The organism is Balneatrix alpica DSM 16621 (genome assembly GCF_000619885.1).
In the GTDB taxonomy this organism is placed as follows: Bacteria; Pseudomonadota; Gammaproteobacteria; order Pseudomonadales; family Balneatricaceae; genus Balneatrix; species Balneatrix alpica.
Genome location: NZ_KK211040.1, coordinates 143132 through 156965, shown reverse-complemented (window position 1 = coordinate 156965; position 13834 = coordinate 143132). Strand labels below are relative to the sequence as shown.

Below are 13834 nucleotides of genomic sequence, written 5' to 3'. Positions count from 1 at the left end.
TCGCCTAGCTCGGGCCAGGCATGGCTTATGCGAATCAGCTTAGTCTTAGTCGAGTATCTTATCAGCAAAATCACATAAATCCGCCAATACGCAGGCACCGCAACGGGGTTTGCGGGCAATGCAGATATAGCGGCCATGTAAAATCAGCCAGTGATGGGCATCCTGCTTAAACTCACGGGGAACATGGCGCAGCAGCTTTTTCTCAACTTCCAGCACGTCTTTCCCTGGAGCCAAGCCGGTGCGGTTAGCAACGCGGAAAATATGGGTGTCTACCGCGATGGTTGGTTGGCCAAAGGCGGTGTTGAGTATCACGTTGGCAGTTTTACGCCCGACGCCAGGCAGCGCTTCAAGTGCTGCACGGCTCTGTGGAACCTCACCCTGGTGTTGCTGCAACAGGATCTGACAGGTTTTGAGCAGGTTTTCAGCTTTGGTGTTATAGAGACCAATGGTTTTGATGTATTCCTTGAGACCATCAAGGCCAAGGTCCAGCATGGCTTGAGGGGTGTTGGCCACCGGAAAGAGCTTGGCTGTAGCCTTGTTAACTCCTTTATCGGTGGCTTGCGCCGACAGTAATACCGCTACCAGTAACTCAAAGGGGGTACTGTAATCCAGCTCCGTGGTGGGGTGAGGATTCTCCCGCTGCAGACGCTGGAACATTTCCAGCCGTTTAGCCTTGTTCATTGCTCACCCTTAGCTGATATTGCCTGTGACCCGTACCCGTCTACTGGGACTGGGCTCTGCTTTGGGCTGGTGCTTGGCCTGGCGCTCTTTCAGGCGGGCATCAATGATATTTTTCAGCGCTATTAACAGGCCCAGGGCGACAAAGGCGCCAGGGGGGAGGACGGCAAACAGAAAGCCGGGGTAATCGCTGAAAACCACCCATACCCAGTCTTTGGCCATGGGGCCGAAGAGCAACTCCATTTGGCTAAAGAGCGTGCCCTGTCCCAGAACCTCACGAATTGCGCCAAGCAGCACGAGCACCAGGGTAAAGCCTAGGCTCATCATCAAGCCATCCAGCACCGCAGGCACGACGGGATTTTTGCTGGCAAAGGCATCGGCCCGGCCGAGAATGACGCAGTTGGTGACGATCAGGGGGATAAAGATGCCGAGTATTTCGTACAGCTCGTAGGTAAAGCCCTGCATCAACAATTCAACACAGGTGGTGAAGGAGGCGATGATCATCACAAAGGTTGGCAGGCGCACCGCATCCGGCACATGATTGCGAATCAAGGAAACCGCCAGGTTGGAGCCGGTCAGTACGATGATGGTAGCCAATCCCAGACCCAGGGCGTTGACCACTGAACCGGTTACCGCCAGCAGTGGACACAGCCCCAGTAGTTGTACCAGGGCAGGGTTGTTTTTCCATAACCCTTGTTGGGTGATTTCAGTGTAATTAGCCATCTTTGCTTGCCTCCGCGCTGAGCAGCTTGGCACGCTGGTGATTAAAGTATTGCAGGGCACGTTCAACGGCATGAACGATGGCCCTGGGGGTAATGGTGGCACCGGTAAACTGGTCAAACTGCCCCCCGTCTTTTTTGACGGCCCAGGCTTGTTCAGGCACAGCGGTTAGGCTGAGTCCTGCAAAACTGTGAATCCAGTCGGATTTGCGCGTCTCAATCTTATCCCCCAGTCCTGGGGTTTCTTTATGCTGCAGCACCCGCACCCCGGCTAAACGGCCATCCGCCCAGATACCCACAACCAGCTCAATTGCACCGCTATAACCATCGGGTGCACTGACTGGCAGAATGACAGCCTCCACCTTACCTTGCAGGCGTGCCTGATAGGCGGTGGTTTCCTGTTCATAGCCCAGACTACCTGCCGCAATTGGCAGCGGGTGCGCAAAGAAGGGCTCATCATGGGCGCTGGGGGGAATAATTTCATCCAATGCACGGGTGGCGGCGGCGGTGCGGTTGGCTTCAATCCGTGGCGCCGTCCATACCTGGGTCAGGGCAATGGCGGCGGCAGTGAGGATGGCGAAAAGCCCAAGGCCTAAGCTGTTAGTACGAATAGAACTTAGCAACATACTGACTTAACCCTTCTTTGGCAGCCCACGTTTGGCTTTTTGATGGCCATAGGTGCGCGGTTGGGTGTAGTAATCCAAAAAGGGAGCGCTCAGGTTCATTAGCAACACGGCAAAGGCCATGGCATCAGGATAATTGCCAAAGCTGCGGATGCTAAAGAGCAGGATGCCAATACCGGCACCGTAAATCAGTTTGCCCTTATTACTGGTGGCTGCGGTGACCGGATCGGTGGCGATAAAAAAGGCACCGAAGAGGGTTGCACCAGCCAGTAAGTGAAAACTAGGAGTGGAGTAGTTGCTGGGATCGCCAGCATAAAACAACCCTGAAATAAGCAGCAGGCTGGCTACTAAACTGACGGGGATATGCCAGGTGATAATGCGGGTGTAGAGCATATAGAGTCCGCCCAGGGTCCAGGCGAGACTAAGCCATACCCAGGCAGGCCAGGCGGTGGCAAGGGTGGCATGGTTTTGCCAGAGCTCACTCAGCGTCAGTCCGCCTTTATGCCGTACGGCATCCAACGGGGTGGCGGCAGTCAGGGCATCAGGCAAGGCCAGATTGCCAGCGAAGATCAGGCTCAGGGCATCGGAAAAATCAGGCCACTGGGCCAGTTGCAGGGGCAGACTCCACTGGGTCATGGGCACAGGCAGGGCAATTAGTAGCAGGGCATAGCCAATCATGGCCGGGTTGAAGGGGTTGTAGCCCAGTCCGCCGTAAAGCTGCTTGGCAATAATGATGGCCACCGCCGTGCCCAAGACAACCAGCCACCAGGGGCCATATGCCGGTAGCGATAAAGCCAGTAACCAGGCAGTCACCAGGGCGCTGTTATCCTTCAGGTAAAAGCGAATGGGGCGACCGCGCAGGGCTAAGACTGCAGCTTCACAGCAGAGTGCGGTCAAAGAAGCGAGCAAGAGCTGGATCAGCGAGCCCCAGCCAAATAGCCAGGTCAGAGTGGCTAAGCCAGGCAGGGTGGCGAACAGGACGGTGCGCATCACCTTGGCGGTGCTGACTGGTTGATGGGCGTAGGGAGAGCTTGCGTGCATGTAAGCCATAAATACTAACCTTCCGCCGCGGTCAGCGCTTGCTGAGCCAGGGCTACTTGTTGACGGGCTTGCTCGAGCTCCTGGCTAATGGCCTCGGTCTCTTCACCGGCGGCTTGCGCCTGAGCATACTGTCGCTCGGTTTTCTTGAGATGAGCATTAGCCAGCGCCAGGGTAATTTTAAGTTGCTTCAGGGTTTGCGGGTCCGCTTTGTGCTGTGGATTAGCTTGGGCTTCTGCCTCGGCCAATGCCTGCTCGGCGGCCTCAGCCTTGCTCTGTAGTTCAGCCAGGGTCTGGCTGAGGGTAGCGGTTTCCAAGCCTTTATCCTGAGCCAGTTGCAGCGCCTGCTGTGCCTTTTTGACCTTGGTCCGTGCAGTGGCCGCTTCAATCTTGAGAGTCTTGAGATCTGGGCTAGCGGTGACAGCAGTGGCGGTTAGCGGAGCATGGTTAGCTTGTTCAGCCTGCTGCAGGGCTTGTTCAGCCTCGGCATTGGCCTGTTGCAGGCTCTGCAGTTCCGCTTGCAGGGCACTAGTGTCTTCCCCGGCTTCCTGGGCGGCGGCCAAAGCTTTCTCGGCCTTTTTCAGTTTGGTACGGGCGACGGCCGCGGCAGTTTTGAGCGCCTTGAGGTCGACGCTGGCCGTTGCCGCTGGGGCGTTGTTAGCCTGCTCAGCCTGCTGCAGGGCTTGTTCTGCCTCGGCATTGGCCTGTTGCAGGCTCTGCAGTTCCGCTTGCAGGGCACGGGTGTCCTCCCCGGCTTCCTGGGCGGCGGCCAAAGCCTTTTCGGCCTTTTTCAGTTTGGTACGGGCGACGGCCGCGGCAGTTTTGAGCGCCTTGAGGTCAACGCTGGCCGTTGCCGCTGGGGCATTGTTAGATTGCTCGGCCTGCTGCAGGGCTTGTTCTGCCTCGGCATTGGCCTGTTGCAGGCTCTGCAGTTCCGCTTGCAGGGCACGGGTGTCTTCCCCGGCTTCCTGGGCGGCGGCCAAGGCCTTTTCGGCCTTTTTCAGTTTGGTACGGGCTACGGCCGCGGCAGTTTTGAGCGCCTTGAGGTCGACACTGGCCGTTGCCGCTGGGGCATTGTTAGATTGCTCGGCCTGCTGCAGGGCTTGTTCTGCCTCGGCATTGGCCTGTTGCAGGCTCTGCAATTCCGCTTGCAGGGCACTGGTGTCTTCTCCAGCTTCCTGGGCGGCGGCCAAGGCCTTTTCGGCCTTTTTCAGTTTGGTACGGGCTACGGCCGCAGCGGTTTTCAGCGCCTTGATATCAGCGCTGGCGGCGGGAGCTACAGTTGTGCCGCTTGCCGGGGCCGTGGGGGCAGCACTTTTTTGCTGACGCAGGGCCTGCATCTGTGCTGCTTCCGCCGCACGGGCCTTGCGCTTGGCTTCTTTTTCTTCCTGCTCACGGGCCAAGCGTGCCTGACGGGCTTCAAAGCGAATGCGGGCATGCTCGGCTTTTTGCTGTTCCACCTGCTCAAGGCGGATGGCATCCTTGGCATGGCGATAATGTTGCACCAGCGGAATATGGCTGGGGCAAACATAGGCACAGGCACCACATTCAATACAGTCAAACAGGTTGAATTGTTCGGCTTTATCGTACTCTTGCGCGCGGGCAAACCAGTACAGTTGCTGGGGCAGCAGGTCGGCTGGGCAAGCCTGTTCACAAAGCCCGCAGCGGATGCAGGCCTGGCTGGGGGGGGCGGGAGGGAATTCCTCCAGGGTGCCGGCAATCAGGCAGTTGGTCACCTTGGTAATGGGAGTGCCGAGTTCTTCAATGGCAAAACCCATCATCGGGCCGCCCATAATAAGCTGGTTAAGCTGGTAGGAATGTAAGCCGGCATATTGCAGCAGGTGCTGCATGGGCGTTCCCAGCAAGGCTTCGACATTGCAGGGGTTGGCCAAGGCTTGGCCAGTGAGGGTGGTAATACGACTGATTAACGGCTCCCCCAGGCTGGTGGCACGGAAGACTGCCGCGGCAGTACCGACATTACAGCAGATGACTCCAATTTCATGGGAACGGCCGGAGCTTGGGACTTCACGCCCGGTCAGCAGATAGGTGAGTTGCTTGGCGCCGCCTGATGGGTACTTGGTGGGAATGACCACCACCTGCATAGGAATCAGACTGCGGCCAGCGGCTTCCTGCATGGCGCTAATGGCTTCGGCCTTGTTATCTTCAATGCCGATTAATACCCGGGGATTACCCAATAGCCAGGCGAGGACTTCGCCACCCCGCACGATTTCGTCGGCGCGTTCACGCATCAGCATGTCATCGGCGGTGATGTAGGGCTCACACTCGGCACCGTTGAGAATCAGGGTGTCGATAGGGTCATGTTCGGGGGTATTGAGCTTAACATCGGTAGGGAAGCCCGCTCCCCCTAAGCCTGCAATGCCATGTAGGCGCAGGTGTTCCAAGACCTGATCACGGCTGGCATGCATGTAGTCGCGCAGGGGGGTGAGTTCAGTCCAACGCTCTTCACCATCGGGCCGCAAGTGGATGCAGAGGTCTGCCATGCCCGAAGGATGGGGAACAGCATGGGGGGCGATGGCGATGATGGTGCCGGAGGTCGGTGCATGAATGGCGGCACTGACCCGACCATAGGGTTCGGCTAATAGCTGCCCCTTGAGTACCCGTTCCCCGACATTGACGATGGGCTCTGCCGCTGCCCCTGCATGTTGTTTCAAGGGCAGAATCAGCAACTCGGGTAACGGTGGCTGGCTGATCGGCGTGCGGGTCGACTGTGCTTTGTTCTCAGGTGGATGCACACCGCCGTTAAAGTCCCACAAACGTAGCGGTGAGTTCATCAGTGGCCTCCCGCTGCGATGCCGCGACCACGGTCAGTGGCAATGAGCTGTGACTGGGGAGCCGGCCAGGACCAGTTTTGGATAGTGGTTTGCAGAGGAAGCATGTCAATACAGTCAACCGGGCAGGGTTCGACACAGAGATCACAGCCGGTACATTCGCTGGCAATGACCGTGTGCATTTGTTTGGCCGCACCGAGGATGGCATCCACCGGGCAGGCTTGAATACATTTAGTGCAGCCGATGCACTCGTCTTCACGGATATAGGCGACCGACTTGGGCTGTTCAGCGCCATGTTCAGAATCAAGAGGGATCGACTCAACCCCTAGGAGGTCGGCCAAGGAGTCAATCGTTCCCTGCCCTCCAGGCGGGCATTTGTTAATGGCATCGCCACCGGCAATGGCTTCGGCATAGGGACGGCAGCCAGGGTAGCCACATTGGCCGCACTGGGTTTGTGGCAGCAGGGCATCAATTTGATCGACTAAGGGATTGCCCTCCACCTTAAACTGGATGGCAGCGTAACCGAGGATGGCGCCGAAAATCAGGGCCAGGCCGAGAAGGGCTAGGATGGCGTAAATAACCAGGCTCACGGGCGGCTCCTTAAATCTGAACCAGACCGGTAAAGCCAAGGAAGGCCAATGACATCAGCCCCGCAGTGATCATGCCAATCGCTGAGCCTTTAAAGGGCTTGGGCACATCGGCTACGGCAAGGCGCTCGCGCATGGCGGCAAATAGCACCAGTACCAGGGAGAAGCCCAGGGCAGCGCCAAAGCCATAAAACAGGGACTCCACCAGGGAATTTTGTTTGTTGATGTTGAGTAGGGCGACCCCTAGCACAGCGCAGTTGGTAGTAATCAGGGGTAGGAAAATACCTAATACTTTGTACAGGACTGGGCTGGTTTTATGCACCACCATTTCAGTGAACTGCACCACCACGGCAATCACCAGAATAAAGGCAATGGTTTTCAGATAGGCCAGGCCCAGAGGCTCAAGAATGTAGCTAAACGTCAGGTAGCTGCATAGGGAGGAGAGGGTCAGCACAAAGGTGGTGGCCAAGGACATGCCCATGGCGGTTTCCAGCTTATTGGACACCCCCATAAAGGGGCAGAGACCAAGAAACTGCACCAGCACGAAGTTATTAACCAAGATGGTGCTGATCAAAATCAGGGCTATGTCAGACATTCGCTAGATTCGCTCATCCTGCTAAGGAAGGTTCAGTGCCAAGGCTTCTGTCGGGTAGACAGGCTTGGCTTATCAATAAGGTTGCCCCGTTATCCAGCTCAGTACGCTGGGTGCCACCCAGGGCTGTGCCTATTGTACTGATTGCATTGGCTTTTCGCCTAACTAGGGTTAGAACAAAACTACCTTATTTATAGCGATTAAATCTTAAATATTTTTGATTTATTGCTTCAGGTTATTAGATATGGGGCCGGTTAACCGGCCCCATCCTTCATTATTTAACCCGCATGCCGGGCTGGGCACCTTGATGAGGTTCCAGAATCCATAGATCCTGGCCACCAGGGCCCGCTGCCAGAACCATGCCTTCGGACATGCCAAACTTCATTTTGCGTGGCGCCAGGTTGGCGACCATCACCGTCAGCTTGCCTTCCAGTTGTTCCGGTTGGTAAGCGGATTTAATGCCAGCAAACACATTGCGGGTTTCACCACCCAGGTCGAGTGTGAGGCGCAGCAGCTTGTCGGCCCCCTCTACATGCTCGGCTTTGGCAATGCGGGCAATGCGTAAATCCAGTTTGGCGAAATCAGCATACTCGATGGTTTCAGCGATGGGCTCTTGCTGCAACGGCCCTTTGGGTTGGGCAGCTGCCGCTTCTTCCTTGGAGGCCTCGACCATGGCGGCGACTTTGTCGGAATCAACCCGGGTCATCAGTGCGCTAAAGGGATTGACGCGATGTGACAGTAGCAACTGCTGGTGGCTGGCCCAATTCAGCTCTTCGTTGAGGAAGGCTTCGGCACGCTGGCTCATGGCGGGCAGTACCGGTTTGAGGTAGATCATCAGCAGACGGAACAGGTTAATACCCTGGGTACAGACGGCCTGCACCTTGGCGGCCTGGCCTTCCTGCTTGGCCAGCACCCAGGGGGCTTGCTCAGCAATATATTGGTTGGCTTTGTCCGCCAGGGCCATGATGTCGCGTACGGCACGGCCAAATTCACGCTTTTCATAGTAATCGGCGATCTGAGTGGCCGCTTGCTGGAACTCGGCAACCAGTTCTGGTTGATCCAGTTCGGCGGCGAGCTGCCCATCAAACTGCTTGCTGATAAAACCGGCGCAACGGCTGGCGATGTTAACCACTTTGCCGACCAGGTCGGCATTCACCCGCTGGGTAAAGTCTTCCAGGTTAAGGTCAAGGTCATCGACATTGCTGGTCAGTTTGGCGGCAAAGTAGTAACGCAGGTATTCAGGGTCCAGGTGCTCCAGGTAGGTGCGTGCCTTAATAAAGGTGCCACGGGACTTGGACATTTTTTTGCCATTGACGGTGACAAAACCGTGGGCATTGACTGCTGTCGGGGTACGGAACTGTGCAGCAGACAACATGGAGGGCCAGAACAGGGCGTGGAAGCTGATGATGTCTTTGCCGATAAAGTGGTACAGCTCGGTTTTCGAGTCTTTGTTCCAGTATTCGTCAAAGTCCAGGTCATCACGACGATCACAGAGATTCTTGAAGCTGGCCATGTAGCCGATGGGGGCGTCCAGCCAGACATAGAAGAACTTGTCTTTTTCACCGGGAATTTCGAAGCCGAAGTAGGGCGCATCACGGCTGATGTCCCATTCCTGCAGGCCACTGTCGAGCCATTCAGCCAGCTTGTTGGCGACTTCCGGTTGGAGGGTGCCACTGCGTGTCCATTGTTTGAGGAAGGCCTCAAAGTCCGGCAATTTAAAGAAGAAGTGGGTGGACTCTTTGTTAACCGGTGTGGCGCCTGAAATAGCAGAGCGGGGATTAATCAGCTCAGCGGGGGTGTAGGTGGCGCCACAGGCCTCACAGTTATCGCCGTATTGATCTTCTGCCTTACAGCGAGGGCAGGTGCCCTTGATGAAGCGGTCCGCCAGGAACAGGTTTTTTACCGGATCATAGGCTTGCACGATGGTGCGGTTGGCAATGTGGCCGGCCTCTTTCAAGCGCGTATAAATCAGCTCGGAAAGGGCTTTGTTTTCCGGTGAATGCGTGGAGTAGTAGTTATCAAAGGCAATGTGGAAGTCACTGAAGTCCCGCTGGTGATCGGCGTTGACCTGATCAATCAGTTGTTCCGCGGTAATGCCCATCTGCTCGGCTTTGAGCATGATGGCGGTGCCGTGGGCGTCATCAGCACAGACATAGGTGCACTGATGGCCGCGCAGTTTTTGGAAACGTACCCAGATATCGGTCTGCAGGTATTCCAGCAGGTGACCCAGGTGAATAGGCCCATTGGCATAAGGCAGGGCGCTGGTAACAAGAATTTTACGAATAGCGTCAGACATGCGAGGCGCTCGGCTCTTGGTCCATGAAAAGTGGCCAATACTATAAACGAGAGGCCCCTAGGCGTGCATCTTTTTGCGTAAGTTCGCTTGCCTCGCTGTGCTACAATCGCCGCCTTCGAATTTGAGTGTGATTGAGGACAGCAGTGTTGAATTTTACCCCCGAAGCCTATCCCCAGTTATTAGCAGAAAAGGCCGAGGAGCTGCGTCAGCAGTTTGCCCCCTTGCAGGCGCCGGAGTTGGAAGTCTTTGCCTCGGATCCGGCTTATTTTCGTATGCGGGCTGAGTTTCGCCTGTGGCATGAGGGGGAGGATCTCTATTACGCCATGTATGAGCCGGGGGAGGGGCGTAAGCATTACCGGGTGGATCAGTTCCCCATTGCCGGACGCTTGATTAATGAATTGATGCCGAAGCTGCTGGATGCCATTCGTGATAAAGAAATTCTGCGCTTTAAATTATTTCAGGTGGATTTTTTGACCACCTTGTCTGGTCAGGCATTGATTTCCCTGCTGTATCACAAGCCGTTAGATGAGACTTGGCTCGAGCAAGCGCACTGGCTACGTGAACACCTTGGGGTGGAGTTGGTCGGGCGTAGTCGTAAAAAGAAATTCAAAGTTAAGCAGGATTGGGTGGAAGAGACGCTGACGGTTGAGGGGCGCCAACTGCACTACAAGCAGGTCGAGAACTCCTTCACCCAGCCTAATGCCAAGGTAGCTGAGGCTATGTTGGAGTGGGCGCTGAGCGTGAGTCGTGAAGAAGGGTTGGCCGGTGACTTGCTGGAGCTCTATTGCGGTAACGGTAACTTTAGTCTGGCGTTGGCCAGTCATTACCGTCGGGTACTTGGTACCGAAATAGCGAAGAGCTCTGTTTACGCGGCCCAATACAATATCGAACGTAACCATATCGACAATGTTCGCATTGGGCGGATGTCCAGTGAGGAGTTCAGTGCCGCCATGTTAGGCCAGGGCGGTGGCTTTCGCTTTAGTGAGCTGAATCTGGCGGACTATGATTTCACTACGGTGCTGGTGGATCCCCCTCGTGCTGGTTTGGATGAGGATACTATCGAGCTGGTGCGCCGCTATCAGCATATCCTCTATATCTCCTGTAATCCGGATACGCTCTTTGCCAATGTTGAGGCGTTGGCGGATACCCATCGTATTGCTCGTTTCGCCCTCTTTGATCAATTTCCCTATACCCACCATAAAGAGGCGGGTGTGTTGCTCGTGGCCAAGTAGGAGCGGGTGGCTGTGCCCCAGTTGGTTGACGGCTTATCGGCCTGACTGATAAGCCTCATGGGCTTTTAGCACTGTTGTTGATCTAATTCTTGAGTAGAATGCTCGGTTATTGGCTGCGCTTGCCGCACCAGGCTGTAATGGTGTCGCCCAGAATGCACCATGCTGGCTGGCAGGTTGTTAGGCTTCCTGATGCAGATGCTGAGTGTGCGCAGTAGAAAATTGTTCGAGTGATGGAGAACCCTGATGAGTGCTGAGCTGAGTGCCAAACTGGCGACTTTTATCGATCCTTTTTTGCAGCAGCCCTGGCAAACCCTGGCCAGCAGCTTAAATCTGCAGGCTAAGGATGGGGTGTTGGAGGTGGCAGTAAGCTTGCCTTACCCAGCCCAGGCCCAGCAGGGGCTGTTAAGTCAGCAATTGCAGCAGTGGTTAGGGCAGCCTGTCCGTTTGCAAACGACTCTGGTGCTGCCAGCCTCCCAGAGCAAGATCGCAGCCTTGCCAGGGGTGAAGCATGTGGTGGCTGTGGCTTCAGGTAAAGGCGGGGTAGGCAAATCGACGACCACCGTTAATCTGGCTCTGGCCATGGCCTCTCTAGGGGCACGTGTCGGTATTCTCGATGCGGATATTTATGGTCCCAGCCAGGGCATGATGCTGGGCATTGCCGAAGGTACCCGTCCTCAGCCCCTCAGTGAAACCCTGATGGCGCCGCTGCAGGCGCATGGTCTGCAGGCCATGTCGATGGCGTTTTTGGTCGATACCCGTCAGCCAATGGTATGGCGTGGGCCGATGGCCAGTGGCGCGCTGCAGCAGCTGATCAACCAAACCGCTTGGGATGATCTGGATGTGCTCTTTGTCGATATGCCTCCAGGTACAGGGGATATTCAGCTCACACTGGCCCAGCGGATGCCGGTGAGTGGGGCAGTGATAGTGACGACACCGCAGGATATTGCCCTGTTGGATGCCCAGAAAGGGGTGGAGATGTTCCGCAAGGTGCAGATTCCCGTGCTGGGGGTGGTGGAAAACATGAGCCTGCACCGTTGTTCTGCTTGTGGCCATAGCGAGGCTATTTTTGGCGCAGGGGGCGGTGAGCGGATCGCGGCGGATTATCAGACCCAGTTGCTTGGCCAGTTACCTCTGACCCTGAAAATTCGCCAGCAGGCCGACTCCGGTAAACCGACGGTGATAGCCGAGCCGGAGGGAGAGGAAGCCGCTATCTATCGCGATATCGCCTTTAAATTGACCTTGGCTCTTTACCAGCAGGCCGGTCAACAAAGCCTGCCCAGCTTTGAGGTGAGTGACGACTAAATGGCTAACCTGGGTCAAGCCAGCCCGGATTTGCTGGTTTGACCCCTTGGGGAGCTGGAGTATGATTAGCCCACTTTTCGCTCGTTAAAGATGGGTGCTGAATGTCTATTAAGTCTGACCATTGGATTCGCCGTATGGCGGAATCCCACCGTATGATTGATCCCTTTGAACCAGGCCAGGTGCGTCATGGCCCCCAGGGTAAATTGATTTCCTACGGCACCTCCAGCTACGGCTATGATGTGCGCTGCGCCAATGAATTTAAGATTTTTACCAACATCAACTCCTCGATTGTCGATCCGAAGAACTTTGATGATAAGAGCTTTGTCGATGTGCAGTCGGACGTTTGTATCATTCCACCCAACTCTTTTGCCTTGGCTCGCACGGTAGAGTACTTCCGCATCCCCCGTAATATCTTGACGGTATGCTTGGGTAAGAGCACCTATGCCCGTTGCGGCATCATCGTCAATGTCACGCCACTGGAACCGGAATGGGAAGGGCACGTCACCCTGGAATTTTCCAATACCACTCCCTTACCCGCCAAAATATATGCCAATGAAGGGGTGGCGCAGATGCTGTTCTTTGAATCGGATGAAGTCTGCGATGTCTCCTATAAAGACCGTAATGGGAAGTATCAGGGCCAGACCGGTGTAGTGGTCCCCCGTACCTAAGACAGGCATGATGAACCAGCCGCTACTGGGCCTAGATCAGGCCCTGACCCCCGCGCTCAGGGATGCCATCCTCACGCCGCTGCGTGCGGGTGTCGTGCCAGCCCAGGGTTTGGGTTATTTCCAGGTTGGGCGTGAGGCGGAAATCTCAACCCTGAACCGCGATGTTGAGCGGTTGTTGCAAGGGGGAGGCGCGGCTCGCTTTATTGTGGGTCCTTATGGCAGTGGTAAAACCTTCACCCGTCAGTTGCTGCGTACCAATGCGTTAAGCCGGGGATTGGTGGTAATCAGTGCTGATTTATCTCCAGAGCGTCGTTTACATGCCAGCAGTGGTAGCCAGGCACGTACCCTCTATGCAGAGTTGATGCGCAGTCTGGCGACCCGGGCCCGACCCCAGGGGCAGGCGCTGGGGAATGTGGTGGAGCGTTTTATTCTGGCGACGTTGCGCCAGGGGCATCTGCAGGGGCAGGAGGCTCAGCAGGCGCTGCTGGCACGTCTTAGCCCCTTTGAGGAATATCCAGGCGGCTTTGATTTTATCGAGGTGATTCAGCATTACTGGCGCGGGCTGGAGCAGGGCAAACCGGCTTGGCAGAAGGCGGCCTTGCGCTGGTTGCGGGCGGAATATCCGACCCTGAGTGAGGCGCGCAAAGCTTTGCCTGTGCACTCGATTATCGATAGTGGCAACCTCTATGGTGCGCTCAAGCTGTGGAATGAGTTTGTGCGCCTGGCGGGTTATCCGGGCATGTTGGTGTTGCTGGATGAGGTGGCGACCCTGACGGAAATCAGCCATAGCCAGTCGCGGCTAAATAATTACAACCAGCTCCTGACCCTGATTAATGAAACCTGGCTGGGCACTGCTGCCGGCTTAGGCTTTATGTTCTTTGCTACGCCGGAGTTGCTTGAGCATCCCAAGCGAGGTATTGCCGCTTTGCCCGCCCTACAGGCTCGATTACAGGAAAACCGTTTTGCCCAGTTAGGCTTTACCGATGTCAGTGGTCCTGTAGTGCGGTTGCAGCCATTGGGAGAGCTGGAAATTGATCGTCTGTTGAAGCATCTGCGCCATATCCAGGCGTTAGGGCAACCAGGGGATTATCAGTTGTCTGATGTGGAGTTGTGGAATGTACTTATCGCCTGCCGTAAACACTTCGGCAGTGATTACTATGCCAATCCTCGCCTGACCATTAAGACCTTCCTCGATATTCTGGCTTTGCTGGAGCAAAATCCAACTCTGTCATTGCAAACATTACTGCAGGGCTTGCTGCAGGATCTCAGTCGATCCCAATAGGATTGAGGCTTGATCTGGCCGTGAGTGG

The 13834-nt window shown here is 55.8% G+C and carries 12 protein-coding genes; 4 read left to right on the top strand and 8 right to left on the bottom strand.

Annotated features, from left to right (window positions below; translation table 11 throughout):
- Positions 1-45: 45 nt before the first annotated feature.
- The 8 genes from nth to metG form a co-directional block, all read right to left on the bottom strand.
- The gene (nth, locus tag Q334_RS0113490) at positions 46-681 is read right to left on the bottom strand and encodes an endonuclease III (RefSeq protein ID WP_027313671.1); all 636 of its coding nucleotides are present in this window, start codon (positions 679-681) and stop codon (positions 46-48) included.
- Between the two features lie 9 nt (positions 682-690).
- Positions 691-1401, bottom strand: a complete 711-nt coding sequence (locus Q334_RS0113485) for an electron transport complex subunit E (RefSeq protein ID WP_027313670.1) — start codon at positions 1399-1401, stop codon at positions 691-693.
- Positions 1394-2023 carry an electron transport complex subunit RsxG gene (gene rsxG, locus Q334_RS0113480; RefSeq protein ID WP_027313669.1) on the bottom strand — a complete coding sequence of 210 codons (630 nt, stop codon included), beginning with the start codon at positions 2021-2023 and terminating at the stop codon, positions 1394-1396. The genes Q334_RS0113485 and rsxG overlap by 8 nt, the downstream gene beginning before the upstream one ends.
- A 6-nt stretch (positions 2024-2029) precedes the next feature.
- Complete coding sequence (gene rsxD / locus Q334_RS0113475) at positions 2030-3070, bottom strand: electron transport complex subunit RsxD (protein WP_027313668.1); 1041 nt, start codon at positions 3068-3070, stop codon at positions 2030-2032.
- Positions 3071-3075: 5 nt separating this feature from the next.
- Entirely contained in the window at positions 3076-5850 is a 2775-nt protein-coding gene (gene rsxC / locus Q334_RS19165; RefSeq protein WP_081414460.1) for an electron transport complex subunit RsxC, read from the bottom strand.
- Positions 5850-6437 (bottom strand): electron transport complex subunit RsxB, encoded by a 588-nt coding sequence (rsxB, locus tag Q334_RS0113465; protein ID WP_027313667.1) that lies wholly within the window; start codon positions 6435-6437, stop codon positions 5850-5852. The genes rsxC and rsxB overlap by 1 nt, the downstream gene beginning before the upstream one ends.
- A gap of 10 nt (positions 6438-6447) precedes the next feature.
- A complete protein-coding gene (gene rsxA, locus Q334_RS0113460; protein WP_027313666.1) occupies positions 6448-7029 on the bottom strand; it encodes an electron transport complex subunit RsxA in 582 nt (193 codons plus the stop codon).
- A gap of 271 nt (positions 7030-7300) precedes the next feature.
- On the bottom strand, positions 7301-9322 hold the full coding sequence (metG, locus tag Q334_RS0113455; protein ID WP_027313665.1) for a methionine--tRNA ligase: 2022 nt from the start codon (positions 9320-9322) through the stop codon (positions 7301-7303).
- A 143-nt stretch (positions 9323-9465) separates the two neighbouring features.
- Here metG and trmA point away from each other — a divergent pair, with 143 nt between their 5' ends.
- From trmA to Q334_RS19160, 4 genes are all read left to right on the top strand, one after another.
- Positions 9466-10554 (top strand): tRNA (uridine(54)-C5)-methyltransferase TrmA, encoded by a 1089-nt coding sequence (gene trmA / locus Q334_RS0113450; protein WP_027313664.1) that lies wholly within the window; start codon positions 9466-9468, stop codon positions 10552-10554.
- Between the two features lie 243 nt (positions 10555-10797).
- Positions 10798-11856 (top strand): iron-sulfur cluster carrier protein ApbC, encoded by a 1059-nt coding sequence (gene apbC / locus Q334_RS0113445; protein ID WP_035461624.1) that lies wholly within the window; start codon positions 10798-10800, stop codon positions 11854-11856.
- Between the two features lie 101 nt (positions 11857-11957).
- A complete protein-coding gene (dcd, locus tag Q334_RS0113440; RefSeq protein ID WP_027313662.1) occupies positions 11958-12524 on the top strand; it encodes a dCTP deaminase in 567 nt (188 codons plus the stop codon).
- Positions 12525-12534: 10 nt separating this feature from the next.
- Positions 12535-13806: an ATP-binding protein gene (locus Q334_RS19160; protein WP_051527799.1), complete on the top strand. Its 1272-nt coding sequence runs from the start codon at positions 12535-12537 to the stop codon at positions 13804-13806.
- The last annotated feature ends 28 nt before the right edge of the window (positions 13807-13834 follow it).